This window comes from Chryseobacterium sp. OV279 (assembly GCF_900128945.1).
Taxonomy (GTDB): domain Bacteria; phylum Bacteroidota; class Bacteroidia; order Flavobacteriales; family Weeksellaceae; genus Chryseobacterium.
Window position 1 is genome coordinate 973,935 of the sequence record NZ_FQUD01000003.1, and the last position, 24,389, is coordinate 998,323.

23 protein-coding genes and 1 tRNA gene are annotated in these 24,389 nt (G+C 36.8%); 9 read left to right on the plus strand and 15 right to left on the minus strand.

Features of this window, described 5'->3' with window-relative positions:
* The first annotated feature begins 52 nt into the window (after window positions 1-52).
* Together BUA72_RS16945 and BUA72_RS16950 are read left to right on the plus strand one after the other, a co-directional pair.
* Complete coding sequence (locus BUA72_RS16945) at window positions 53-1,684, plus strand: M1 family metallopeptidase (protein ID WP_072924055.1); 1,632 nt, start codon at window positions 53-55, stop codon at window positions 1,682-1,684.
* A gap of 156 nt (window positions 1,685-1,840) precedes the next feature.
* A complete protein-coding gene (locus BUA72_RS16950; RefSeq protein ID WP_072924056.1) occupies window positions 1,841-3,697 on the plus strand; it encodes a M61 family metallopeptidase in 1,857 nt (618 codons plus the stop codon).
* 60 nt (window positions 3,698-3,757) lie between these two features.
* Here BUA72_RS16950 and blaIND read toward each other — a convergent pair whose 3' ends face one another.
* The 5 genes from blaIND to pepE form a co-directional block, all read right to left on the minus strand.
* Complete coding sequence (blaIND, locus tag BUA72_RS16955; protein ID WP_047456146.1) at window positions 3,758-4,492, minus strand: IND family subclass B1 metallo-beta-lactamase; 735 nt, start codon at window positions 4,490-4,492, stop codon at window positions 3,758-3,760.
* A 436-nt stretch (window positions 4,493-4,928) separates the two neighbouring features.
* Window positions 4,929-6,080, minus strand: coding sequence for a sensor histidine kinase (locus BUA72_RS16960; protein WP_047456147.1), 1,152 nt, complete (start codon window positions 6,078-6,080; stop codon window positions 4,929-4,931).
* A gap of 6 nt (window positions 6,081-6,086) precedes the next feature.
* Window positions 6,087-7,457, minus strand: a complete 1,371-nt coding sequence (dacB, locus tag BUA72_RS16965) for a D-alanyl-D-alanine carboxypeptidase/D-alanyl-D-alanine endopeptidase (RefSeq protein ID WP_072924058.1) — start codon at window positions 7,455-7,457, stop codon at window positions 6,087-6,089.
* Between the two features lie 56 nt (window positions 7,458-7,513).
* Window positions 7,514-8,080: a hypothetical protein gene (locus BUA72_RS16970; RefSeq protein ID WP_072924059.1), complete on the minus strand. Its 567-nt coding sequence runs from the start codon at window positions 8,078-8,080 to the stop codon at window positions 7,514-7,516.
* Between the two features lie 18 nt (window positions 8,081-8,098).
* On the minus strand, window positions 8,099-8,791 hold the full coding sequence (gene pepE / locus BUA72_RS16975) for a dipeptidase PepE (RefSeq protein ID WP_072924190.1): 693 nt from the start codon (window positions 8,789-8,791) through the stop codon (window positions 8,099-8,101).
* Between the two features lie 198 nt (window positions 8,792-8,989).
* Between pepE and BUA72_RS16980 the strand changes: the two genes are divergently transcribed.
* Complete coding sequence (locus BUA72_RS16980; RefSeq protein ID WP_072924061.1) at window positions 8,990-9,556, plus strand: tetratricopeptide repeat protein; 567 nt, start codon at window positions 8,990-8,992, stop codon at window positions 9,554-9,556.
* A 315-nt stretch (window positions 9,557-9,871) separates the two neighbouring features.
* On the opposite strand, the gene BUA72_RS16985 is transcribed toward BUA72_RS16980, so the two are convergent.
* Window positions 9,872-10,360 (minus strand): DUF1905 domain-containing protein, encoded by a 489-nt coding sequence (locus BUA72_RS16985; protein ID WP_072924062.1) that lies wholly within the window; start codon window positions 10,358-10,360, stop codon window positions 9,872-9,874.
* A 231-nt stretch (window positions 10,361-10,591) separates the two neighbouring features.
* Here BUA72_RS16985 and fsa point away from each other — a divergent pair, with 231 nt between their 5' ends.
* On the plus strand, window positions 10,592-11,245 hold the full coding sequence (gene fsa, locus BUA72_RS16990) for a fructose-6-phosphate aldolase (RefSeq protein WP_034725246.1): 654 nt from the start codon (window positions 10,592-10,594) through the stop codon (window positions 11,243-11,245).
* 429 nt (window positions 11,246-11,674) lie between these two features.
* Here fsa and BUA72_RS16995 read toward each other — a convergent pair whose 3' ends face one another.
* The 6 genes from BUA72_RS16995 to BUA72_RS17020 all read right to left on the minus strand — a co-directional run bounded on the left by BUA72_RS16995 (window position 11,675) and on the right by BUA72_RS17020 (window position 17,667).
* Window positions 11,675-12,535, minus strand: a complete 861-nt coding sequence (locus tag BUA72_RS16995; protein WP_072924064.1) for a GLPGLI family protein — start codon at window positions 12,533-12,535, stop codon at window positions 11,675-11,677.
* Between the two features lie 8 nt (window positions 12,536-12,543).
* Window positions 12,544-13,119 carry a sugar O-acetyltransferase gene (locus BUA72_RS17000; RefSeq protein ID WP_072924065.1) on the minus strand — a complete coding sequence of 192 codons (576 nt, stop codon included), beginning with the start codon at window positions 13,117-13,119 and terminating at the stop codon, window positions 12,544-12,546.
* Window positions 13,120-13,214: 95 nt separating this feature from the next.
* Window positions 13,215-14,114: a GLPGLI family protein gene (locus tag BUA72_RS17005; RefSeq protein WP_072924067.1), complete on the minus strand. Its 900-nt coding sequence runs from the start codon at window positions 14,112-14,114 to the stop codon at window positions 13,215-13,217.
* Window positions 14,115-14,284: 170 nt separating this feature from the next.
* On the minus strand, window positions 14,285-15,175 hold the full coding sequence (locus tag BUA72_RS17010) for a GLPGLI family protein (protein WP_047456155.1): 891 nt from the start codon (window positions 15,173-15,175) through the stop codon (window positions 14,285-14,287).
* 74 nt (window positions 15,176-15,249) lie between these two features.
* Window positions 15,250-17,295, minus strand: coding sequence for a M56 family metallopeptidase (locus tag BUA72_RS17015; protein ID WP_072924069.1), 2,046 nt, complete (start codon window positions 17,293-17,295; stop codon window positions 15,250-15,252).
* 6 nt (window positions 17,296-17,301) lie between these two features.
* Complete coding sequence (locus BUA72_RS17020) at window positions 17,302-17,667, minus strand: BlaI/MecI/CopY family transcriptional regulator (RefSeq protein WP_047456181.1); 366 nt, start codon at window positions 17,665-17,667, stop codon at window positions 17,302-17,304.
* A 411-nt stretch (window positions 17,668-18,078) separates the two neighbouring features.
* On the opposite strand from BUA72_RS17020, the gene BUA72_RS17025 reads away from it, so the two are divergent.
* Complete coding sequence (locus tag BUA72_RS17025; RefSeq protein WP_072924071.1) at window positions 18,079-18,948, plus strand: ATP-grasp domain-containing protein; 870 nt, start codon at window positions 18,079-18,081, stop codon at window positions 18,946-18,948.
* A 243-nt stretch (window positions 18,949-19,191) separates the two neighbouring features.
* Window positions 19,192-19,773 (plus strand): hypothetical protein, encoded by a 582-nt coding sequence (locus BUA72_RS17030; protein WP_072924072.1) that lies wholly within the window; start codon window positions 19,192-19,194, stop codon window positions 19,771-19,773.
* A gap of 57 nt (window positions 19,774-19,830) precedes the next feature.
* Here the strand turns inward: BUA72_RS17030 and BUA72_RS17035 are convergent, their stop codons facing one another.
* Window positions 19,831-20,394 (minus strand): hypothetical protein, encoded by a 564-nt coding sequence (locus tag BUA72_RS17035; RefSeq protein WP_072924074.1) that lies wholly within the window; start codon window positions 20,392-20,394, stop codon window positions 19,831-19,833.
* Between the two features lie 485 nt (window positions 20,395-20,879).
* A complete protein-coding gene (locus BUA72_RS17040; protein ID WP_072924075.1) occupies window positions 20,880-21,329 on the minus strand; it encodes a GNAT family N-acetyltransferase in 450 nt (149 codons plus the stop codon).
* Between the two features lie 90 nt (window positions 21,330-21,419).
* Between BUA72_RS17040 and BUA72_RS17045 the strand changes: the two genes are divergently transcribed.
* From BUA72_RS17045 to BUA72_RS17055, 3 genes are all read left to right on the plus strand, one after another.
* Window positions 21,420-22,868 (plus strand): aminotransferase-like domain-containing protein, encoded by a 1,449-nt coding sequence (locus BUA72_RS17045; RefSeq protein WP_072924077.1) that lies wholly within the window; start codon window positions 21,420-21,422, stop codon window positions 22,866-22,868.
* Window positions 22,869-22,940: 72 nt separating this feature from the next.
* Window positions 22,941-23,192, plus strand: a complete 252-nt coding sequence (locus tag BUA72_RS17050; protein ID WP_072924079.1) for an Ada metal-binding domain-containing protein — start codon at window positions 22,941-22,943, stop codon at window positions 23,190-23,192.
* Between the two features lie 74 nt (window positions 23,193-23,266).
* Window positions 23,267-24,031, plus strand: a complete 765-nt coding sequence (locus BUA72_RS17055) for a GLPGLI family protein (protein ID WP_083544236.1) — start codon at window positions 23,267-23,269, stop codon at window positions 24,029-24,031.
* A 283-nt stretch (window positions 24,032-24,314) separates the two neighbouring features.
* Here the strand turns inward: BUA72_RS17055 and BUA72_RS17060 are convergent.
* Window positions 24,315-24,387: transfer RNA gene (locus tag BUA72_RS17060), tRNA-Met, on the minus strand.
* Between the last annotated feature and the right edge of the window lie 2 nt (window positions 24,388-24,389).

Sequence of the window (24,389 nt, forward strand, 5' to 3'; positions counted from 1 at the left end):
AAATTATTGACATTAATTTTTCTATTTTTGGTAGAATTTAATTTGATTTTAAATGAAAAAGCTGACATATACACTTTTATTCGCTTCGGGGCTGGTCTTCGGGCAGTTCTTTGAAAAAGATAAGGTTTTCACGAAACAGGATACTCTGAAAGGTTCTGATACGAAATTCAGGAATTTTTGGGATGTTAAAAAATATGATCTTTCCGTAGAACCGGATTTTGCCAAGAAAAGCATTAAAGGATATAATAAAATCAGCTTTGAGATCACCAAAGACATTGCAAACCCTGTTTTCCAGATCGACCTGCAACAGCCGATGAAAGCTGATAAAGTGGAAGGCAATTTCCCTATTGCCAACTATAAGCAGGATGGTGATTTTATTTTTGTTACCGCCAAAAAGAACTTCAAAAAAGGAGAAAAATTTACGCTTGACGTTACCTATTCCGGAAATCCTGTGATTGCAAAAAATGCACCGTGGGACGGAGGCTGGGTTTTCGCTAAGGATGAAAAAGGAAATCCGTGGATGAGTGTTGCCGATGAAGGAATCGGAGCATCCATCTGGCTTCCGACAAAAGATATCTGGAGCGATGAACCTGAAAACGGGATCATTATGAAAATCATTACGCCGAATGATCTTGTAGGCGTAGGAAACGGAAGACTGATCAGCAAAAAAGCAGAAGGCAATAAAACGGCTTATATCTGGGAGGTAAAAAATGCGATCAATGCCTACTCTATCATCCCGAATATTGGTAAATATGTCAATTTTAAAGATACATTTACCGGTGAAAAAGGAAAACTGGATCTGGATTACTGGGTTTTAGATTACAACCTTGAAAAAGCAAAAAAACAGTTTCAGCAGGTAAAACCTATGATGTCTGCATTTGAGTACTGGTTCGGACCTTATCCATTCTATGAAGATTCTTACAAACTGATTGATACTCCGTATCTCGGCATGGAACACCAAAGTAATGTAGCTTATGGAAATGGCTATACCAACGGTTACCTGGGTAGAGATCTTTCGGGAACGGGCGTAGGCCTTAACTGGGATTACATTATCATCCACGAAAGCGGACATGAATGGTATGCCAATAATATCACTGCAAAAGATCAGGCAGATATGTGGATTCATGAGAGTTTCACCATGTATTCCGAGGTTCTTTTCACAGAAAAATACATGGATAAAAAATCGGCTGACCAATATGCCATAGGAATCCGTGGAAACATCCAGAATGATGTTCCTATCATCGGACAATATGGTGTGAGAAATGAAGGCAGCGGTGATATGTATCCAAAAGGAGCCAGCATGATCCACACCATCAGACAGGTGATCAACAATGATGAGAAATTCAGACAGATTCTGAGAGGAATGAATAAAGATTTCTATCATCAAACCGTTACCACCAAGCAGATTGAAGATTACATGTCTTCAAAATCAGGAATCGATCTTTCAAGTATTTTCAATCAGTATTTGAGAACCGTTAACATCCCTACTCTTGAGTATTCGCAAAACGGAACCTCTTTAAAATTCCGGTACACCAATGGGGTGAAGGATCTTAAACTTCCGGTGATCATTAACGGAGATCAAACGATCAATCCAACTGAAAGCTGGCAGACTGTGCAACTGAAAAAGTCTACCCCGATAGAATTCAACAAGAACTATTATATCAATTATAAGAACGTTCAGTAATTATAAAACTGTAAAAGGGCAAATTTGAAAATAAGCAAGTTTGCCCTTTTTATTTCACTCATCTTTTGCGTTTAAAAATTTTAAGAAAAGTTTAATATTACATTTCGTAACAAAACGATAAAAAAAACTACTATTTAACTATAATATTTAAACCTAATGAGAAAAACAGCAATCAGCCTGGGTCTATTCGCCGCATTTCTGGCCAATGCCCAATCCATAAAAACTACGATTGATCTTGTGAATGTAAAAGACGACAAGGTAGCCGTTACCATGGAATTCCCGAAAATGAAATCCGGAGATATCAAGTTCCATTTTCCCAAAACCGTTCCCGGTACGTATTCTGTAGATGACTACGGAAGATTTGTGGAAGGCATCAAGTTTACAGACAACAAAGGAAGAGAAATTGCCTACACCAAAGTCAATGACAATACCTATTCATTAAAAAACGCTAAAGATTTGACCAAAGTAACGTACCTGGTGAATGACAGTTTTGATGATGAAATGGACAGTTCAAAGCACAAAGCTGTATTTTCTCCGTCAGGAACTGATATTGAGGAAGGAAAAATCTTTATGATCAATACCCATGGTTTCATCGGATATATCGACAATATGCAGGATGTTCCATATCAGCTTATCGTTCAGAAGCCTGCCGGTTTTTATGGAACAACAGCTTTGGTAGATCAGGACAAATCTGATGCTACAGATACGTTTACACTGGCTAATTATGCTAAAGTAACGGATTCTCCGCTGATGTACACCAAGCCGGATTATATCACCTTCAATGCAGGAGGAATGGATCTGGTACTGGGCGTTTATTCTCCAACCGGAAAATACAAAGCCGCAGACTTTAAAGAGAATCTTGAAAAAATGGTACTGGCTCAGAAGAAATTCCTGGGCGACATGAATACCAATAAAAAATATGCGATCATGCTTTACCTTTCAGGAGGTGACGGGCCAAAAATCAAAGGTTTCGGAGCATTGGAGCACCATGAATCCACAAGTGTGGTACTTCCTGAAATGATGCCGAAAGAAGCCATCGACAAAACGATTACAGATGTCGTTTCCCATGAATTCTTCCACACCGTGAATCCTTTGAAAACGCATTCTGAAGAGATCCATTATTTTGATTATGCAGATCCGAAAATGTCTCAGCACCTTTGGATGTATGAAGGAGGAACAGAATATTTTGCGAATCTTTTCCAAATCCAGGAAGGACTGATCAATAAAGATGAATTCCTTCACAGAATGAATGAAAAGATCACCAATTCCAAGAGTTACGATGATACGATGCCGTTTACGGTGATGAGTAAAAATATCCTGCAGGACGGATACAAAGATCAGTACAGAAACGTATACGAAAAAGGGGCTTTACTGGCTATGTGTCTGGATATCGAACTGAGAAAGCTGTCTAACGGGGAAATGGGTTACCGTGATATGATCAGAAAGCTGTCTCAGAGATTTGGGGAAAACAAACCTTTCAAAGATGACAAGCTGATCGACGAATTGGTAACCGTAACCGGATATCCTCAGGTAAAGGATTTCTATAACAAATATATCGCAGGAAACCAGCCTACACCTTATGCAGAATATCTCAATATGGTAGGCGTAGAAGCAAAAAAGAAAGATACACCTCCATTGTTCTGGTTCATTAAAGACCCGAATCAGACAGGTTATAACGATAAGAATAATACATTTATCTTTGATGAAAGCTCAGCATTATCACCATTTGCGAAAAGCATAGGATTCAAGATTACAGATGAAATTCTTGCTCTGGATGGAAAAACAATCGATATTCAGAAAATGCAGGATTTTATCAATTACTCAAAATCAATTAAGGAAGGACAAAATGTTACCGTTACTATCCTTAGAAAAAATGGCGATAAGACTGATAAAATAGAACTTAAAGGAAAAGCTATTTTAGACAAAATGACGATTGAAAGTCTGCAGTATAAAGCCAATCCTACTCCGGCAGAACTGAAACTACAAACTCAGTGGCTGACGGGAAAGAAATAATACATTTAAAATTAATGGTCAATAAAAAAGCGGAGAAAATTTCTCCGCTTTTTGTATTTTTTACTTACCGCTTTGCTTTTGTAATAATTCCAGCGTATGCTTCACATGATCGTTGCCTTTCCACTCATCATGGCCCGGAATTACCTTGGCACTGGCCGGGTATTTGGCTTTCAGTTTTTGCATCGTCGCTGGCCATTGCTGTACATTGGCTTCTCCTGTATAGCCAAGATCAACTGCAGAACTGCTTTTCACTAAGCAGCCACCATCCAGAACGTTATATTTTGGAAACCATACCACAACATTATCCGCTGTGTGCCCTTCTCCAAGGAAGTCTACCGTAAATTCTTCGCCTCCGATTTTATATTTCTTTCCGGTTTTTATGATCTTACTGGATGTCGCTTTACCTTCTTTCTTTAGTAATTCATTCGTTTTTTCAGTAGCATAGGTATCAATCCCTTTATTATTGTAAAAACTCAGATCTCCTGCTCTGTCAGAGTGGGAATGGGTTGCAAATACCGCAATCACCGGTAAATCGTGACGCTTTTTAATGGTATCCATAAGGCTCTGATACTGGGATTTCTGCCATGGAACATCAAATAAAACCACCCCTTTCTTGGTAATCAGATAAAGCGCATTGGTTGAATATTCTTTACCGCCAAAAACGCCGAATGTTTTGTATAAATAAAGGTTGGGACTAAGAGGCGGCTCGATCTCAAAATCACGCACCTGCTGCGCATTAAAAAAATTAATTAAGAATAAAAACAACATTGTAAAGACCTTAACACTTTTCTTCATAATTTTTTATGGTATTAAATTGATTTGTAATGTGATATAAGATTCAAGAACCAAGAGCCAAGATTTCAGACATCAGATTCCAGATATGTTTCGGGATATGAGTTCTGAGATTTGAACCAGCAACTGTGTTACTTTTAAACCCTAAAACGCTCCGACTCTCAAACGCAGAATTGAACGAACCGCGAAACTACTTATAATTTGGAAAAAATGATGATGATAAAAAGGGGTTTAACTTTTTTTTAATAGAAGACCGTGGGAGAAGATGATAATTGGTCCGAGAAAATTTTAATATCTCGTGAAATATTATTCTGTAAGCGAAAGAAACCTTATAGGTTTTCAAAACCTATAAGGTTTGATCTTGTTATAAGTTGACAATTAAGTTTAAATAAATAGGTATTGAGCTGGTTTCAACTTATCCGCAATGGAAGGTTATTTTTTAAGCTTTTTTTACCGTTATTCTAAACGTAGTCCCTTTTCCTACCTCAGTTTGCGAAATTTTAATATCTCCATTATGGTATTCATGAATCACTCTTCTGGCCAGGGAAAGTCCTAATCCCCAACCTCTTTTCTTCGTTGAATAGCCCGGTTTAAAGGCATTTCTTGCCTGCTGCTTCGTCATTCCGCTGCCGGTATCTTTGACTTCGATCAGAATATTTTTGTTTCTTTCAAAAACGTACATATCCAGCGTTCCTTCTCCTTTCATGGCATCTACCGCATTTTTCACGAGGTTTTCAATCACCCAACTCATCAGGATTTTGTTGTGGGGAACCAGAATGGTATAGGTTGGAAGATGGAGTGTAAAATTTATTTTCTTTGAAATCCTTGTCTTCAGATAATCATAGTTTTCGGAGATGGTTTCATTAAAATTCAGATCGTTGAGCTCAGGAATAGAACCAATTTTTGAGAAACGCTCGGAAATGGTCCTCAGTCTTTCAATATCTCTTTCTATTTCATGTACGCCTTCCGATTCCGGATTATCCAGCTTCATGATCTCCATCCAACCTATCATAGAGGATAATGGTGTTCCGATCTGGTGGGCTGTTTCTTTTGCCAGTCCGGCCCAGAGATAACCTTCATCCGTTTTCTTGATCGTTCTTAAAAACCAAAATGAAAACAGGAAATAACATAGAATAAAAAAGCCTAATATATAAGGTGAATACCGTAAGTTATTAAGGATTTGCGAGTTATCGTAATACACAAACTGATTATTCCCATCGGGTACTTTAATTTCAATAGGCGGATAACTTTTCGCCATTTTCTTGGCCAGAATAGTAACCTGCACCGGATCACTTTCAATCTCCTGAGGAATATTTTTATGAACCATCGGCCGGTCATCCCTGTCCAGTACAACCATTGGAATAGTGGTATTGGAACTGTATATTTTGAGGATCAGTTCCTGAACTTCAAGGCTGGGTGTTACTTCCTGCTGAAACTTCAGGGCACTTACCAGAATGTCTACCCTTTTGATCTCTTCTTTTCTCAGAAAATTGATCAGAATCGTTGAGGCTACCACAATGGTCACCACCACAATGGTCATCAGTAAAAATATAATCCAGTTATTCAGTCTGGCCAGTATGGATTTCCTCAAAGCTTTTTATTTTAAGACATTCAGAATTTTCTGCAGTTCTGCGCCTCCGCTTCCCTGATAATTATTAATAATGATTGAAAATACATATTTTTTGCCATCTTTCGCGGTATGGTAGCCGGCAAAAGATTTGGTATCTCTCATCGTTCCGCTTTTCATCTTCATGCCGTTGTCCTGAACCGGAAAACTGTCATAATAAGCATCAAACCAACCTTGCTTTTTAGCATACAACAGGGCCTGAACTTCAGCTTTGGCCGCTACATAATTTTGAGGAGAAAGTCCGCTCCCGTCTGCAAAATTGATCATATTCGGATTGATCCCTTTTGATTTCCAAAAGTCCTTCAGATAGGCTACTCCGCTTTTAAAGCTGGGATTCCCTTTCTTTTCTTTTCCTAAGGTTTTAATGAAAGTTTCTCCGTAAAGATTGACACTTTTTCTCAAAAACCAATAGACCATTTTATCCAAAGTTGGCGATTCATACGTAAGAATTATATTTTTGGGAGCTGATGGAACTTGTTTTCCTTCCAACTCCAGCTGTGAACTTGTCACTGTTTTTCCTGAAATTTCAATCCCTGATTCTTTCAACCATTGAAGTGCTTCAGTTCCTAGTTGCAGCGGTGGATTGGGCAAAGCACCGGAAACGGTAACTGTTTTTCCAGCCGGCAGCGTTCCATTGATCAAAGCAACGTCAGAATAAGGTGCCGTAAAAATGAGACTTTGATCTGAACTTCCGCCAGCTTTGAGGTCATTCAGCCATTTTATATTATCTATAGGATAAGAGAATCCTTTGAATTCCGTCCCGTTAATATTGATGTCAAACTGATTTTCTCTCCAGTTGATTCCCCAGACTCCCGCTCCGTAATAGTTCCCGAGGTCGTCCCACGGCCATCCTCCCGGAATTGTCTGATGGTCAAAATAAGAATCATCAATCACCAGATTTCCTGTGATCTTTTTTATTCCGGAATTTTTAAGTGCTTCAATGAATTTCTTTTTAAAGCTTTCCGGTTTATAGGCATCATACCGCCAGCTTCCAAGGGTTGGATCACCATTGGAACCGATGATCAGATCTCCATTCAAATTCCCTGATGACAGATTTCCTGAATACCCGGCTGTTGTTTTATAGGTGTAATTTTTTCCCAATGTTTCCAGAGCAGCACCAGCCGTAAAAATTTTCTGCGTGGACGCTGTTGAAAGCCCTTTATTCCCCTGATATTCGTAGATCAAAGTACCGCTTTCGTCTGTGACATAAAAAGATAAACCGGATGATAATGCTCCCGAAGAATCCATCAGGTCTTTGGTTGCTTTATCCAGTTTCTGCGCCATATTCTGGGCAGATATTATCTGAACCGACAGTATAAGAACTGCAAGTGTTTTTTTCATTACAAGCTTATTTATTCAAATATAGAAAAGATTCTGCCTTAATTCAAATCTATCCATTAACTTATGAAACCTGACAATGTTCTTTCTAAAGTCCAGATTCCATTTACTTTTTTCAACAATACTCTTTCTCCATTTCCGCATAAACCACCACAGTAATGACCATAACTTATGATCACTCTAGATTTATCCAATGAAAATAAAGGTTTACCAACAAACATAAAAGATGTCTTTCCATGCTTTTTATTAAACTCATCCCAAAAATATTTCCCTTCTGATTTGTATGCCAATAGTTTTGCTTTATGAATGATCATTAAATTCTGAATATATTTTGGATTAAGAACGAACCCTTCAGAATCTTCGTACTGTTGCTTTATTGATTTAATATCTTTTTGATTAAAGTCATTTTTTAATATTTTAATGTCCAAAAAGTAATCATCATTTTGTTTAGCTCTATAATTTATATCTTCTGTAATAACTTTTATATTTTTAGTTTGTCCAGTTTTTACTTTTATAATATAATTAATAACATCATACATTTCTTCATCTGAAATTGTAGGGACCTGTATCTGTGATTTAAAAGTTCCAAAAAATAAAACAAGAAAGATCAATAAGCCTTTAATCATAAAGTAAGTTTAGAATTATTAGACTGAAGCTCCCGCCTCTATTTCATAAGGTTCTTTCCCTTTTTCAAAGATTCTGGTCAGTTCGCTGCCTTCTACGGTGATCATATTTCCAATTCTTCTGATCCAGTTTCCTTCACGAAGACCGACAACTTTCAGATCATTTTGAGTTAAAAATTCCCTGATTCTTGTTTCTCTTGTTTCGCCATTGTGTTTCAGTTCAGGATTTGGGTCCAGATAATGCGGATTGAGATTGAACGGAACAAGTCCCATACATTCAAAGCTTGGTGGATATACAATAGGCATATCATTCGTGGTCTTCATATTCTGACCTCCGATATTACTTCCGGCACTGCATCCAAGATAAGCCTTTCCGTTTTCTACATTCTCTTTTAGAACAGACATCAGACCTTCTTCATGCAACGTTTTTACCAGTAAGAATGTATTTCCTCCTCCTGTAAAATAGCCCTGAGCATTATGTAAAGCTTCTGTTTTATTGTCAAATTCGTGAAGACCTCTTACTTTAATATTGATGGTTTCAAAGAAAAAACGGGCTTTTGCCGTATAATCGTCGTGAGAAATTCCACCTGGTCTCGCAAAAGGAACGAAGATGATCTCATCTATTCCTTTATATAACTGTATTAATTCTTCTCTTAAGTATTCCAGATATTCACCACCGAAAATAGTGGATGTTGAGGCTAATATGATATTCATTGAAATAAGAAAATTATAGTGATTATTAAAAAATGTTTGAGTCACAAAGATAAACTCAAACATCAACGAATCAAAAATTAAGCTAAAAAAAAACATTTATCCGTTAATATTTTCCAAAAAACCTTAAAGCTTCTAAAAATTGAGCTTTTGTGGAATTATTATTGAATTTTAGAATGTAGAATTTAAAAATGTAAGATTATGAAAATGACTAAAATCAATATCAAAAACCTATTTTTAGGATTGATCCTTGCAGGAGGTGCAAGTTTTGTAAATGCACAGACTACTCAAACAGATACAGCAACTACGACAACCACCACAGCTGCTATAACGACGACTACACAATCAAACCCAGCTATTGAAGCCCTTAAAAAACAAATTGAGGCCAATCCAAAAGATACGGATGCTTTAGCAAAATTAGCAACAGCTTACCAGGATGCTTCAGATTGGACCAATGCAGTAGATACCTGGAAAAAAATATCAGCGTTACTACCGGATTGGGCTCCATCATATTACAGTCAGGCTTATGCTTATCAGTCTGCTAAAGACGATGCTAATGCAAAACTGGCTTATGAAAAATATATTGCCACTGTAAAACCGGCAGAAGTAGATCAGAATAAGAAAAATCTAGCCTACGCTTATTTCTATATTGCCTTTGCAGAACAGAAAAATGATCCTGCGAAAGCAAAAGAACATATTGCTAAATCTATTCAGTATGATCCAACAAATCAGGATGCTGTAAAACTTAGCAAAGTTTTAAACTCATAATAAAAACAAAATCCCCAATATGTGGGTTGCCCCTAAAGAGTCTAACTTTTTAGGGGCATTTTTATTTAAAATCCTTGATTACAACCGATAATAAAATATCAGCTTAGTAGAACTTTACGTTTTGATACATTAAGCCAGTCAAAATCTTTTTTTAAACGCAAAGTTTTAAAATCATGCTTTATATTCTAGGAAGGCAAAGGAAAGAATCAATTTCATTGATGAAGCGGATGGAGAAACTTGAAAACAGTTCATACTGATTTATTCTCTTTTGTAATCTGTAGTTTTCTTCTAAGATTTTGGATTGGATGATTTAATTTAATCAATTCTTTTACCAAAGAAATCAGTTTCGCCGTGGAGGTGCCGCATAATCTTTTCAATATTTCGCTCTATGCTGGCTTCTGTTTTCAGGTTGTTGATATAGCGGATCAGTTCGTTTCTTCTTGACGGGATCAGGTTTTCAAAATTACGGGTGGCTACCAGACTCCCTTTAATTGCTTCATCCAGCCTGGGATGAATGGAAATACTTCTGTCCGAATTATCAAATTCTAAAACAATTTCAAGCATTTCTCCTATTCTTTTGGAGGAGTTTTTCAGCATCAGCAAGTTGACATACAGCCTCCATTCCCCTAAATATTTCATCAGGTTCTGTTGAAATTCTTTTCCATTCACGGTTCCCTTTACAGGTATAGGGCTTTTATCCTTCCCTGCTGCCTTGAAAATTTCATTCAAAATCTCATCAGGAACGAAAACAAAAGGATTGATACCGATAATTTCCAGTATGGCTGTAAAGCTGCTGTTTTTCATGTTTAACAAAGATAATATTTTATGGTGAATGAGTTGTGGGGTACGGGTTATGGGTTTGAGAGTCGGAGAGTTTGAGAGTTTGAGGGTCTTGGAATATCAATTGTTTTAAGGAGTTAGTATAAAAGTCTCATGTCTGATGTCTTGTGTCTGACATCTGACATCTGACAAAATTAAAATTTTCCACTCACGCAGGGATTCATTATCTTTGCATTAATAAATCTATCAAACGAAATGAAATTTTTTATTGACACAGCTAATCTGGAACAGATCAAAGAAGCAAGAGACCTTGGAATTTTAGATGGTGTAACCACTAATCCTTCATTGATGGCCAAAGAAGGAATTCAGGGAAATGAAGCGATCAAGAACCACTATAAGGCGATTTGCGAGATTGTAGACGGAGATATTTCTGCTGAAGTACTTTCTACGACGTACGAAGAAATGATCAAGGAAGGTGAAGAACTGGCAGCGATCCACCCGAATATCGTGGTAAAAATCCCAATGATCAAAGACGGGATCAAGGCATTAAAATATTTCTCTGATAAAGGGATCAGAACGAACTGTACACTTATTTTCTCTGCAGGGCAAGCGCTTTTAGCAGCTAAAGCAGGAGCTACTTACGTTTCTCCTTTCTTAGGAAGACTGGATGATATCTCTACAGACGGACTGGGTCTTATTCAGGAGATCAGATTAATTTTTGACAACTATATGTATGAAACTGAGATCCTGGCAGCATCTATCCGTCATTCTATGCACATCATCGACTGTGCTAAAATCGGGGCAGATGTCATCACTTCTCCACTTCCTCCGATCTTGAGCTTATTAAAGCACCCATTAACGGACAGCGGACTGGCTCAGTTTATCGCAGATTCTCAGAAATTAGCTTAATTATTGAAAAGCTATTCAGATATAAAGGGGCTGTCTCAAAATTGAGACGGTCTTTTTTTATTAGTTTTCAACGCAAAGTCCGATTTTGATTCTTTACTTTTCTTTAAATTCAGTATCACCTAAAGTAAAAAAATTAAAAAATTTAACGCAAAGATTTCATGCTATATCTCCTGATTTTAAGGTAAGCAAAGAGGTGCGAATGTGCCACTGAATAAGCGGACGTTTTATACACACGCTTCATCGAATCAATTGAAATTGATTCTCTACTTTGCATTCCTGAAATATAAAGTATGATCTTCAAACTTTGCGTTTAATAAAATTACTCCTTTTGCCGGAAACCAGTCTTACATAATAAACGACAAAAATAATCCCCGGAACTTTTAGATTCGGGGATTATTCCTGGGAAGTTTTTTAGACAACTTCATTCTTTTATTTCAACAGATCCAGTTCCAGAATATTATTTTCTTTTTTAATTTGATTAATCAATTGCATTTCTCTCTCCTTTCTCTTCGCATTAGAAGTTTTTACCAGTTTTCCTGAATCATCAATTTCCAAAACATCACGGCTTTGTGCCTGCATCAGCTTTTCACTTTTCATCGGATCTTTACAATAATCTTTAAAAGCTTGTTTATATTTTGTTTCATTCAATTTAATAAGGTTAAAACCATTCTCTCCGGAATTCTTCCATTCATATCCTTCCGGAAGTTTTTTAATTCCCTTTAGTTCGAATGAATGCGTCTGGCTGGAATCCTCTAACTTTACAATGAGTCCGGGAAGCCCATAAAATTTATAGGGTCCGTCCTGAATGAGCAAGTCTGTGGTAAACCATGCAGTCCATTTTCTGCCTGCAAATTCGCAAACAGCTTTTTGAGCTGCCAGTTCTCCGATCTTTGCTTTGTCAGGAAGAATTTTCCATTTTTGTTTTCTTCTCTCCTCTACCATATACCTATCAATACCCAGAGAATTGAAAAAAATTACCGAATAATCAGGATATGACTTTTCAACACTATAACGAATTTTGCCTTTGAATTTAATTTTTGAAAAATCCGTCTCTATTCCACGCTTAACATGCATATCCATAGCAGCAGCCCAAATAGAATCTGATTTAAAGACATCGCTGCTGTAAAAATTAGATCCCTTCGGAATAACATCCAGAAACATTATTTCAGTCTCTTGGACATCTCTTGCTGTAGAATCAATGCTGAACTTATACTCATAAATGAATCTCTGACTCTGAGCACAGACTGAAAGGGTTAATAGGAGAATGAATAAGGTAATTACTTTTTTCATGATAATGATTAAGATGATTTTAAATTTTCTTCAACATTTTTAATTATCCTGCAAGGATTTCCGACAGCAACAGCATAATCAGGAATATCTTTGGTGACTACACTTCCCGCACCTATCACTGCATTATTTCCGATCGAAACTCCCGGAAGAACCACGACATTTCCTCCCAACCACACATTGTCTCCTATTTTGATAGGATGGGCATATTCGAGGCCTTCATTTCTCTGTTTTGCATCAAGCGGATGTCCGGCAGTATAAAAACTACAGTTGGGTCCGATGAAGACATTATCTCCGAACGTTACCTTTGCACAATCCAGAATAATCAAATTATGATTGGCATAAAAGTTCTCTCCCACTTCAATATTATACCCGTAATCACACCAGAAATTAGGCTCGATACAGATGTGTTCTTCAGTTTTTCCTAGGATTTTCCTGATTAATTTATTTCTGTTTTCGGCATCAGAGTTCTTCAGCTGGTTATATTCCAGGCATAGATCTTTAACAGCAATTCTTTCATTGATGAGCTCCTGATCATAATTAGCATTATATAAAAGTCCCGCCTTACATTTTTCCTTTTCTGTCATAATATTAGGATTCAAAGTTTAGAGTTTCAAGATACAATAATACCAAAAAAAACAGGATAGTCATAAATAACCATCCTGTTCAAAAATTACATATATTATCTGATCAGATCCGGTTCGATCGGATTATTGTTTTTCTGAAACCCGGCCTTAATTCTCCCTTCTACTTCTTTTAATACCTTATTGGGGTCTGAGATCTCTTTCCCGTCTGAAGTTCTAAAAATAAGATAGGGCGTCCTGGCATTTGGATCACCTCCGTTCTTCATCATCATTTCTCTCATATTTTTGTTAGGGTCATTCACGTAAGTTTTCCATACTTTTTTATACTGATCTTTTGTAATCTCCACGGCTTTTCCGCCCATTGCCACATTGTCAGGAAGCCGGTTTTCTTTTTCTTCTGAAGGATTCTTTATCACCTTATTTCCAACAAGAGTCATGATGTGCGAGCCTGTTGTATCCTCTATCTTTACGATCAGCCCCGGAAGGCCATAGAATTTATACGGGCCATCCTGAAAAGGAATATCCGGTGAAAACCAGGCGATCCATTCTCTTCCGCCATAAGTGGTTAATGCTTTTTGTGTATTGTATTCCCCGATCTTCCGGGTATCCGGAAAAATCTTCCACTCTGGTTTTTTATCTTCCTTTACTTTATATCTATCATTGTTAATACGTGTAAAAAGATAAGTTTTAAAATCCGGATAATCTTTAGTCACAGTGTAATCCTGGCCTGGTGTATTCCTACTTGCCCTGATACTTCCGGTAACGGAATTAATCTGTTTCTCAATAGCTGTCTTTGAAGTAGAATCCGTAATCAATTTCTCTTGACTGTAGTAATAAACCGAGCTATTTTTCTGAATGTCCAGAATCATCATTTCCTTCTTCACTTCTTCTTTATTGTTAAAATCCGGACTGTACGTGTATTGATAATAGAATCTGTTGACCTGCGCTTGGGCCAATAGGCTCAGTAATGCCATTACAATAAAATATTTTTTTTTCATAATTTATATTTTTTTCGGTCTGTTTCAATATAAAAAGCTTTTGCACTCAATCAGTGACAAGGCTTAAAGGTACTCTTATCCGCCGACATTATTTTTTTTAAGTTCATTATTAAAAAAACAGGATGACTTAGAAAATCATCCTGTTTTTTTATCACGTAGAAACCGGTTGCTTATTTATACAGTTCCGGCTCTATTTTATTATTATTTTTGGCTACTTCTTCTTTTGCTCTTTTTTCGATATTCCTGTACATTTCATTCATATCAATACTTTTTCCATCTGCATTTTTCATGTTGACAACGGCGCCTGCGGGAAGTGTGCTCATGGTCTGTTTCATATCTTTGGTAGGATCAGTAAGATAGTCTTTCCATGCTTTTTTAAACTGCTTTTTGGTGACTTCAATTTCTTTTCCTCCTATTCCAATCATGGTCAATCCCGGTATCTGAAGATCTTCATCTGAAGCGGCTTCCGTTTTCTTATTTCCAATTAAAGTTATAATATGGGATCCTGTTTTGTCTTCAATTTTTACAATAAGTCCCGGCAATCCATAAAATTTATACGGTCCATCCTGAAAAGGAATATCTGTGGTAAACCAAGCCGTCCAGGTCCTTCCTCCATAGTTGGTTGTGGCTTTTTGCGTATTGTAATCTCCGATCTTTTCCTTATCGGGAAGGATTTTCCATTCTGGTTTCTGATCTTCCGCTACTTTATAGGTGGTATTTCCTACTTTTTCAGAAAAAGACATGCTGTAGTCCGGGTACTTTTTGGTAACGCTTGTGAAAATAGTTCCCGGTTTTATATTTTTCTTGATATTAATACTTCCTCCAAATCCGCCTTTCATCTGCTTGGCAATATCAGCTTTTGTGATAGAATCTGAAATAAATTTTTCACGGCTGTAATACTTTGATCCGCTTTTATTAATATCCAAAAGCATAATATCACTTTTCACTTCTGCTCTGTTCGTAGAATCTGCAATGTATTTGTAATCATAAAAGAATCTGTTGACCTGTGCATGGGCGAATACACTTAAAAATGCCAATAGAACGAAATAATTTCTTTTCATAACTGATGTCTTTTGCTTTGTTTAAAAAAAATTAAAGCTTTGCCAATGAGCTATTGACAAAGCTTAAGGGTACTTTATTTCTTTGTCTGAATTCTGATTTCTCCGCTTTTATTGCCATCCGTGCTTTGCTTGTTCACAATCACGCTCGAAATTTTTTCCGGTTTCAGGGCCTGAGCTTCTTCTTTGGACACTTCTTTTCCGTCTATATAAACTTTTAAGTTATCCCAGCTATTAACATTAAATTTTTTAACCCCATTCATGGTAATGTTTCCGTTACCATCTCTCTTCAAATAATCAGCCTGCATGACGATGGTTCTCGATTTTTCACTAAGCTTATCATAGTCTGTCCCATTATAAACATAAACGTTTCCGCCTCCATTTTCTGCAAGTCTTTTAGTTACATCCAGTCTGATTCTTTCACCCAACTGTCTTGCTTTTTCGCCATCCATTCTTGCTTTTTCACCTGCTATACGGGCTTGTTCTCCTGCCAGTCTTCCAATTTCACCGGCTTTCATCGCTTCAATTCGGGCTTTATCTCCGGCTAACCTCCCGATTTCTCCAGCTTTCATTCCTTCAATCCTTGCTTTTTCGCCGGCTATTCTTGCAATCTGACCTTGCTGTCTGGCTTCTTCACCCATCTGTCTGGCTTTTTCACCTGCTTTTATGGCCTCAGCTCTTGCTTTTTCAGCTATTTTTATGGCTGCTTTCCTTTCTTTCATCGCTTTTCGGGCTTCTTTTTCTGTAAGCGGACCGAAATTCTGGTAACCGGTATCATTAAATCTGTAAAGCCTTACTCCATTAGCATTTCTAGATGCAGGAGGTACTGGCGGAACTCCAAGGAAATCCATATTCAAATTGGATAAATCCGGTATTTCTACCCCTATCTTCTCAAGCTCTTTCGTTTTGTTTTTCCATTCATCTGACTGGAAAAATTCATTTACTTTTTTGGCTTCTGCTACAGACATCGTCATAGCCATTTTAAAATCATCAGAACTGGTAATGGCACCTAACTCTCCTGACAGGTCACTGATTTCATCAATTTTCCTTTGAAATTCTTTGCTTTCGGGTTTTAAATTTTTCAGCGCTTTACTTTTTTCTTCAATCTTCTTTCCAAGCTCTGTCAGTTTTTTCTCATTGGCAGACTGTGTGGAATATTTAGGCTCTATAGCTTCTTTTCTTTCAATTTTTTCAGGTCTTACCGTATCTTTTTTGATCTGAGCAACGGCATCCTCAATCGCTATGTTTGTTTCTTTAATTTCTTTGTTCTTGGCATTTACCATATAGGCAAAGGCTACTGAAAATAAAACCGGTAATGCAAAAATTCTACGCGCATATCCGAATTTGGTTTTTGGTTTTTGTAACATTTTGAGTCGTTTTTTTAGATTTGAACTTAGAAACGGACTGGCTGCAGGCAACTGTGTTCCGGAAAAGTGGCTTGCTAAAAGCATCTGCGCAAATGCTTTGGTGTCCGATTGTTTGACGGCTTTTTTATCCGCCAGGTATTCGTGGATCAGGCTGATCTCTTTTTTAATGATATGAAAAAACGGATTGAACCAGAAAACAGACGTGATGATCTCAATAAATATCTTATCGAAGGAGTGTTTCTGTTCAATGTGTACCATTTCATGTTTTAAAATCTGTTCTCCCACATCAGAATTGAGTGTGATGGTGTTTTTCCAGAATAGATTTTTGAAGTATGAAAACGGAGCTTCATTCAGGTCTGTACGGTAAAAATTGATCCCGTCAAAACTTTCTTTTTGAAACTGTTTCTTAAGTTGTTGGATCTTTAAAATTCCAAAAATCAACTTCCCTAAAAAATAGAGAGAAACCAGTCCCAAAGCTGAAAAAATAATTCTAAAATAAATGTGACCATTGTCTATGTTTTTTTCTGAATTAAAATTTTGTATCTTATCAAGAAGCATATATAAATCACTATTCACTTCTATCGTAAAATCATCTACCCGGATGAGGGGCAGCAGCAGCGATATCACCATGGCACCCAACAGATAAAATCTGTTATAATGATGGAATGTCTTGTCTTTTAAAGACAACTGATAGTATAAAAACATTACACCGGAGCTTAAAATTACTTTTCCAAAGTATAGAAGTACAGTTTCCATAGTCTGCTAATTTTTCTTTTTGAGTTCGTCCAGAAGCATTTCAAGGTCTTCCACGGTCATTTCATTTTTTTCTACCAGAAAAGAAACCGCACTTTTATAAGATCCTTTAAAATAATTTTTCACAAGACTTTTCATCGTTTTTCCGGAATACTGCTCTTGAGTGACCAGTGGGAAATACTCATGCTGTCTTCCGTATACATGATAGTCTACGAATTCTTTATCCTTCAATACTTTTAAAATCGTAGAGACTGTATTGGTGTGAGGCTTCGGTTCCGGAAACAGATCGAGAACATCTTTCAGAAATCCTTTTTCCAGTTTCCATAAATACTGCATCACCTGCTCTTCCGCTTTCGTTAAATTCTGAATTTTCATATCCTTTTCATTTATCATTATTGTGACCGGAATACTATTGAATCCTATATCACTAAGAAATTAGTTATACAAATGTAGAAATAAATCTGAATCAAACAACTAATTTTCTAGTGATAAAAACTGAATTAACATAAGATACTGATAATCAGTTAAATAAATTTTATTAAAATATGTTAAATTTTTAATACTCTTATTTATTGAATGTTTAATCAACAGAAAAAGCTTCCATTAAGTTATAAATTCTTACCACTTACTTAAAAAGTATGCGGGTTAAATATTTTCCATCCTGATTCAAAACAATCTTCTTTTTACTTGTATAAAAATGATCTGTATCTATCCAAATAGTCCAAACTGTAACTGTTTACACTGATCCTGTTTGATGATATTTGTATTCAACGAAAAAAAAGAAGTATGAAAATCGCAATAGTTGGTTATAAAAAGCAGGAAAGATTAACACAGGGCGTTACCAATGATGAGGATGCAGATCTTTTAAAATTTCTGACCGGAAAAGGATTGGATGTTGTTCCGGTCATCTGGAACGATGAAAATGTGGATTGGACCAGTTTTAATGTAGCCATCATTAAGTCCCCGTGGGATTATCACAATCATTTACCCGCGTTTTTAAACTGGCTGAATCAACTGGAAAAATTAAATATCAGGGTATTAAATCCGGTGAAAATTATCCAATGGAACAGTCATAAAAAATACCTTAAAGACATTGCTGAAAACGGACTTCCGGTAATTCCATCAGCGTATATCGACAAAGGTTCTGATTTCGACGGAAGATTTTTTGATTTATTCGGTACAGACCGGGTGGTTGTAAAGCCCTGTGTGAGTGCAGGTGCGCACAATACGGTTGTTGTTACCAAAGACAATCTTAAAGAACGTACAGAAGAAATCAGACAGTTTTTAACAACGGAAGATTATATGGTGCAGCCTTTTACAGAGGAAATAAAAAATGGGGAATGGTCGTTTTTGTTTTTCAATGGTCAATACAGTCATTGTTCGCTGAAGACACCTAAGCAGGATGATTTCAGAGTACAGCATTATCACGGAGGAAGCATCAGTTATCCTACGCCTGACCCTATTCATATAGAACAGGCGGGAGCCTATTTAAAGAGTCTGCCTCAACCTACGCTTTATGCACGGGTGGATGGCGTACTCATCAACGATTCATTTACATTAATGGAACTGGAGCTGATAGAGCCCTATTTATTCCTTAATGGTAACGTTGATTTACTGGAAAACTATTACCGGGCATTAATGGATTTAATTGCTTAGAGAGAAGCTGGAGGTCGTTATTCAGTGTTATTTTGTGAAATTAAACCTTCTTTCCCGAGCTGTAAACTTAAATTACTTCATGTCATGAAGTTAAAAAATAGCATTAATAAACAGGGTGCAATCATCATTTGTACAATAATGAACTCATTATATTAAAGATTTGTTAAAATTTATTAAATAAAATTAAAATGAATTTGTTTAAAGTGAGAAAATATATTTATTTTAGTGCTTTAAAAATTTCTCATGAAAAGATATAATTTATTGATTGTACTATTACTGCTTATTTTTAACGTGACTACGGCTCAAAAGAAGAATTCTCCGGCTGCAGATCTCAGTATCTTAAAAGAAACCAAAACGAAGATCGAAAATACGGTTCCATTGGTGATTAAACATCTTCAGGCTATTGCTGATAAAGAAGGTGACAACAACATCGTAACCAACGGAAAGACGGCATTAGGAAAAGAATACGGCATTCTGGAGTCTGAATGGTTCCTGTACAGAAATAATATGAAGAACTGTATCCTGAACAATTCTTCCAAAAAAGCTAAAAAATGTATGGAATACCATACGCAATACCTGAGAAATACATTCATCAACTACGCGAACTATATCTCAAACCTTACGAGAAAGAACGGATACCTGGGTGTGGAAGGTGATACCAAATTTGATTTTAAACCGGCTGATATTGCTACAAAGCTGAGCGAAGCTTACTTCAACGCAAATGATGCAGCAGGAAGAATGAAAGGCGATCAGAAAAAAGACTTTTTAGGACAGACCATGTCTGATGACAACAAACTGGCTCCTTACGCTCAATTAGCTCAGTAATATTAACCTATACCATAATAAATCCCGCTTTTGTAAAGCGGGATTTTTGTTTTAGACCTATGGTTCCTTTTCTACATTCTTCATGTAATCTTCGCAAATGTTTAATATGGTATTGGGATGTTCTTCAAATTTACCTAGACTAATGCCATAATAATTGGGACTGAATTTCACAAAATCACCATCATTCCTGTCTTTATTTTTTATTTTAACAATAAGGCTGTATTTGGTTGTGGTAGAATAACCGCCGCCTTCAGTAGGTTCCTGTCGTTCGTAAACATCAATATGAAATCCTTTCACCTTTGACCATGGGGTTTCATGATCAGCCGGTATGGAAAAACCACCTTCAAAGTGCATAATATCAACGAAATTTCGTCCGTAGCACAATTTTATACTGTCTTCTGATAAGATTATTTTCTGTTTTACGTCCCAAATATATCCGGAAACGACAACTACAGGGAAAAACAGCGTAACGATAATTAAAAAAATAATAAATATTCTCCCCTCATCTACTAAAAATAGCCATCTTATCAGGAAAAATAAGGGTACCACACAGAATACGGTCAATAAGATCGAATCAGTGATAACGGATTTTTTCCTTTCTGTAATAATAATAGTTTCCATAAAAGATGGTGAATTAAACCTTAAATCTTTATTCCTACCAAGTTAATCTAAAAAACCATTAGAATCTGTTTTGAATGAAAAAAGAGAACTACAGATGCAGTTCTCCTTATCGTTAGAATATATACAATTTCATCATTTATATACCGATGAAACGTTTTTTAAGAGTGTGAAAAAAGATCCCCGCCATGAAAGCTGTTATGTACTAATCATAAAAACATTCGGGAAAAAGTAGAAAATGAAGGCGGAGATCTATTAAACATAAATAAACTCTACAATCCGGTCTCCCGGTCAGTAAGAGCGGTACAAAAGTAAGCTTCCGGCCTATTCTGCTGAAAAATATCTTGTAGAATTAAATCGATAGCCGTGTAGAAGTAGTATTACTTTTGAGAGAATAAAGTCATGTGGTCTCGATTACTGACAACCAGAAATAATACCGAGATTTTCCATCTTCTAACTTCTAATTTCTAACATCTAACTTCTAATCACTAACTTCTCCACCAATGATAATAATTATGAAGTTCGTCATATTCGAAGCCGCAGCGTGGATAAAGGGTATTTCCGATATCGTTGGTTTTTTCCGTTTCAAGCATCAGGCCACAGGCATTCGTTTCTTCGCACCATTGTTTGCTTCTGTTGATAAGTCCCACGGAAATTCTCTTTCCCCGGTAATCCGGATGTACGAACAGATCACTTAAAAGCCACTGCTTCTGCAGTCTAGTATAGTGAAACAGTTTATAGAGCTGAACAAAACCTACTGCTTTCCCGTCGGCACAAGCCAGGAATATGTCCGATTCATTATTCTGAAATCTTTCTTTCAGGAATAGTTTCCCTTTTTCCACATCGGATTCCTGACGGTAAAAAATGCGGTAAAGATTGAAAAGTTCTGCCGTTTCATTGAGATCTTCCAGACCTGCTTTTTTAATGGTGTAATTCATTTCTGTACTATTTTTTTTATTAACAGCACAAAAATATTTTTAAATAGGACTACATTTGTACTCCAGATTTTAAACTATAGGTAGTCCAGCATGCTTCCATTCGAACACATCATCCCTATTAATAAAGAAAGTAAAACTGCAGTTTACAGGCAGATCGCGATCTCTGTGATCACAGCAATCAGAAATGGTGTATTAAAGCCTGACTATCATCTTCCCGGAACCCGTGAACTTTCAAAAACACTGGGAGTACACCGCAAAACCGTAATAGCAGCGTACGACGAACTCCATGCGCAAGACTGGATTACGATCATTCCAAGAAAATACACGGCAGTATCCAATCGTATTCCCATACTAAGGCCCCAACAGTGGAATCCGGAAAATCCTCTTTTCTCTTATGAAAATAATTTCAACCTCCCTTTTAAAATTATTGATCAAAAAATTGAAAAGCCCCATACTGTCCTACTTCCTGAGATCGTCATCGACGACGGACATCCGGATGTAAGACTTTCTCCCATTGATGACCTTCTGAAAACCTATCGATCCTACACATCCAAAAGACACACCATCAAAAATGCCAATATTGGTACAGAACAAGGCACGATAAGGCTTCGGAAAGAACTTGCACAGTATCTTTCTGAAACACGGGGTCTGAATATCCGCTCAGAAAATCTTCTGATTACTCACGGTGCACAAATGAGTATCTACCTCGCTGCACAACTTATTCTCGGCCCCGGCTCGAATATCATTGTGGGATCTCCCAATTATCCGGCAGCCAATGCAGCATTTGAACAGACCGGGGCAACACTTACAGAAGTGCCTATAGACGAAAATGGAATTGATACCGAAACCATTGAACTCATCTGCAGGAAGAAAAAAATCAATGCGGTATATGTCATTCCCCATCATCATTATCCTACAACGGTCACACTTAGTGCGGCCAGAAGAATGAAACTTCACGAATTATCGGCTGCTTACTCTTTTGCCATTATAGAAGATGATTACGACTATGATTACCATTATACGTCTTCACCCTATCTTCCTCTGGCAGGAAGCAGCCATCAGGGAAATATCATTTATACAGGATCTTTCTCCAAGATCTTGGATCCTTCACTCAGGATAGGTTTCATGGTCGCTCCAAAAAATTTTATAGATCAGTGCACGGCCTTACGGAAAATAATTGATGTCGGGGGTGACGGATATATGCAAAATGCTCTGGCTTTTCTGATCAGGGAAGGAGAGCTTAAGCGGCATCTTAAAAAAGCAAAAAAGATCTATCATCAACGGAGAGACTTTCTGGATATTCTGTTAAAAGAGAAATTAAGTCGGTATATTTCCTACGTACGGCCATCCGGCGGAATGGCTTTCTGGATTCAACTTTCATCTGAATATCCTGTCCATCGCTTATTAGAAATTCCTCAATTGAAGATTTTACGTGCCGATGAAAAACTCAATGCTTTCCGGTTCGGTTTTGCCTCGATGGATGAGAAAGAATTGGAAAAAACGGTGGATTTCCTAAAAGCTGCATTGGATCGCTTCTGATCATCAATTTACTTCAGCGAATATCGCAAGCTTTGGATTGTCTACTTACAGGTGACTTAAGACCTTTATCCAATGGAAAATCACACCGAAATAACCGATTCTGCTTTAAGGGATAAAATTCGAAAGAGAGAAATTAATTTTGGAGGAAATAGAAAACTGAAAATTTACGGACGACTTCATTGTTCTTCCGGTAAAAAAATGAAACGGGAAAACAGGGTCTTTTTTAGATCAGAAAAGGAAGCATTGGAAAATAATTACCGTCCATGCGGGCATTGTATGAAAGTAGAATATAAACTTTGGAACAATAAATCGTTAAAAAAATAAGATAATGCTAAGTCCCGTTATTGAAAATATCATTTTTTTTAATACCATTGTAAAATGAATAGAATTGATTTGATATGAGAATTAAAGCCTCTGTATTTCTTATCCTCAGTTTCACATCAGTCAGTGCTCAAAAGGCAGTGATGGAGATCAATTATGAGACAAAAATCATTCAGGACAGTATTCATAAAAGTCAGATTCACATCTACTCCTCTACTTTATTATGCAATAATCTGGAATCATCTTATTCCAGCAAAGAGGCTAAAGCTTTTTATAATAAAAATTCTAAGGAAACTATTCAAACCAGTTATGGAGGAATCCCAAAATATCCTAAATCAGTAAGCAGCGTTTATAAGAATAAAGAGAACATAATCGTTTCCATGCCTGTTGGCAGGTATATTTTCACTTACGAAGAACCTAAACTGAAGTGGAATATCCTGAATGACAGAAAAGAAATACAAGGTTTTAAAAGCCGGCTGGCCAAAACGACAACAGATACGGGGCAGACTTTTTATGCATGGTTCACAGATGATATAGCGATTCCTGACGGACCTTTCAGATTTAAAGGCTTATCCGGTCTGGTGTTGGAAGTGTACAACAAAAACAGAACGATTGAAATCTATGCCACTGATATTAAAAAATCGGAAGAACTCATAGAACCGTTGAATTACGGAAGCGATGTAAAGACCAAATCCAAAGACCAGTTTCTGGAAGCCAGAAAAAATTATCAGGAAAATCCGTCGGTGTACAATGGAAATTTGAAGCTATTTGATGAATATGGAAATGAAAAGACTAAAAAAATGACCGATAGAATCAAGAGCCATACTACTTTTCTGGATTAAATTCTGAATGCTTTATATTATTTATTTAAAACGCAAAGTTTTATCTCAAACATGTATTACTTTAAGGGTTGCAAAGAAGAAATCAATTTCATTGATTTGACTAAGCGCACGTTTTATCCATGAGCTTAATCAACGACGTAGTCGAACTCTTTGCCTTCCTCAAAACTATGCGTTACCCGGATGAACCTTTGCGTTAAAAAACACAGTTATAGCTACAGAATCTTCCACCTACATATACATAACAAAAAAAGAAGCAATAAAATTATTGCTTCTTTCGTTCTAGTAGCGGGAACCGGACTCGAACCGATGACCTTCGGGTTATGAGCCCGACGAGCTACCTACTGCTCCATCCCGCGGT

Coding starts and splice junctions, on each gene's coding strand:
- BUA72_RS16945 (WP_072924055.1), top strand. CDS start 53: ATGAAAAAGCTGACATATACACTTTTATTCGCTTCGGGGCTGGTCTTC.
- BUA72_RS16950 (WP_072924056.1), top strand. CDS start 1,841: ATGAGAAAAACAGCAATCAGCCTGGGTCTATTCGCCGCATTTCTGGCC.
- blaIND (WP_047456146.1), bottom strand. CDS start 4,492: ATGAAGAAAAGTGTTAAGGTCTTTACAATGTTGTTTTTATTCTTAATT.
- dacB (WP_072924058.1), bottom strand. CDS start 7,457: ATGAAAAAAACACTTGCAGTTCTTATACTGTCGGTTCAGATAATATCT.
- BUA72_RS16970 (WP_072924059.1), bottom strand. CDS start 8,080: ATGATTAAAGGCTTATTGATCTTTCTTGTTTTATTTTTTGGAACTTTT.
- pepE (WP_072924190.1), bottom strand. CDS start 8,791: ATGAATATCATATTAGCCTCAACATCCACTATTTTCGGTGGTGAATAT.
- BUA72_RS16980 (WP_072924061.1), top strand. CDS start 8,990: ATGAAAATGACTAAAATCAATATCAAAAACCTATTTTTAGGATTGATC.
- BUA72_RS16985 (WP_072924062.1), bottom strand. CDS start 10,360: ATGAAAAACAGCAGCTTTACAGCCATACTGGAAATTATCGGTATCAAT.
- fsa (WP_034725246.1), top strand. CDS start 10,592: ATGAAATTTTTTATTGACACAGCTAATCTGGAACAGATCAAAGAAGCA.
- BUA72_RS16995 (WP_072924064.1), bottom strand. CDS start 12,535: ATGAAAAAAGTAATTACCTTATTCATTCTCCTATTAACCCTTTCAGTC.
- BUA72_RS17000 (WP_072924065.1), bottom strand. CDS start 13,119: ATGACAGAAAAGGAAAAATGTAAGGCGGGACTTTTATATAATGCTAAT.
- BUA72_RS17005 (WP_072924067.1), bottom strand. CDS start 14,114: ATGAAAAAAAAATATTTTATTGTAATGGCATTACTGAGCCTATTGGCC.
- BUA72_RS17010 (WP_047456155.1), bottom strand. CDS start 15,175: ATGAAAAGAAATTATTTCGTTCTATTGGCATTTTTAAGTGTATTCGCC.
- BUA72_RS17015 (WP_072924069.1), bottom strand. CDS start 17,295: ATGGAAACTGTACTTCTATACTTTGGAAAAGTAATTTTAAGCTCCGGT.
- BUA72_RS17020 (WP_047456181.1), bottom strand. CDS start 17,667: ATGAAAATTCAGAATTTAACGAAAGCGGAAGAGCAGGTGATGCAGTAT.
- BUA72_RS17025 (WP_072924071.1), top strand. CDS start 18,079: ATGAAAATCGCAATAGTTGGTTATAAAAAGCAGGAAAGATTAACACAG.
- BUA72_RS17030 (WP_072924072.1), top strand. CDS start 19,192: ATGAAAAGATATAATTTATTGATTGTACTATTACTGCTTATTTTTAAC.
- BUA72_RS17035 (WP_072924074.1), bottom strand. CDS start 20,394: ATGGAAACTATTATTATTACAGAAAGGAAAAAATCCGTTATCACTGAT.
- BUA72_RS17040 (WP_072924075.1), bottom strand. CDS start 21,329: ATGAATTACACCATTAAAAAAGCAGGTCTGGAAGATCTCAATGAAACG.
- BUA72_RS17045 (WP_072924077.1), top strand. CDS start 21,420: ATGCTTCCATTCGAACACATCATCCCTATTAATAAAGAAAGTAAAACT.
- BUA72_RS17050 (WP_072924079.1), top strand. CDS start 22,941: ATGGAAAATCACACCGAAATAACCGATTCTGCTTTAAGGGATAAAATT.
- BUA72_RS17055 (WP_083544236.1), top strand. CDS start 23,267: ATGAGAATTAAAGCCTCTGTATTTCTTATCCTCAGTTTCACATCAGTC.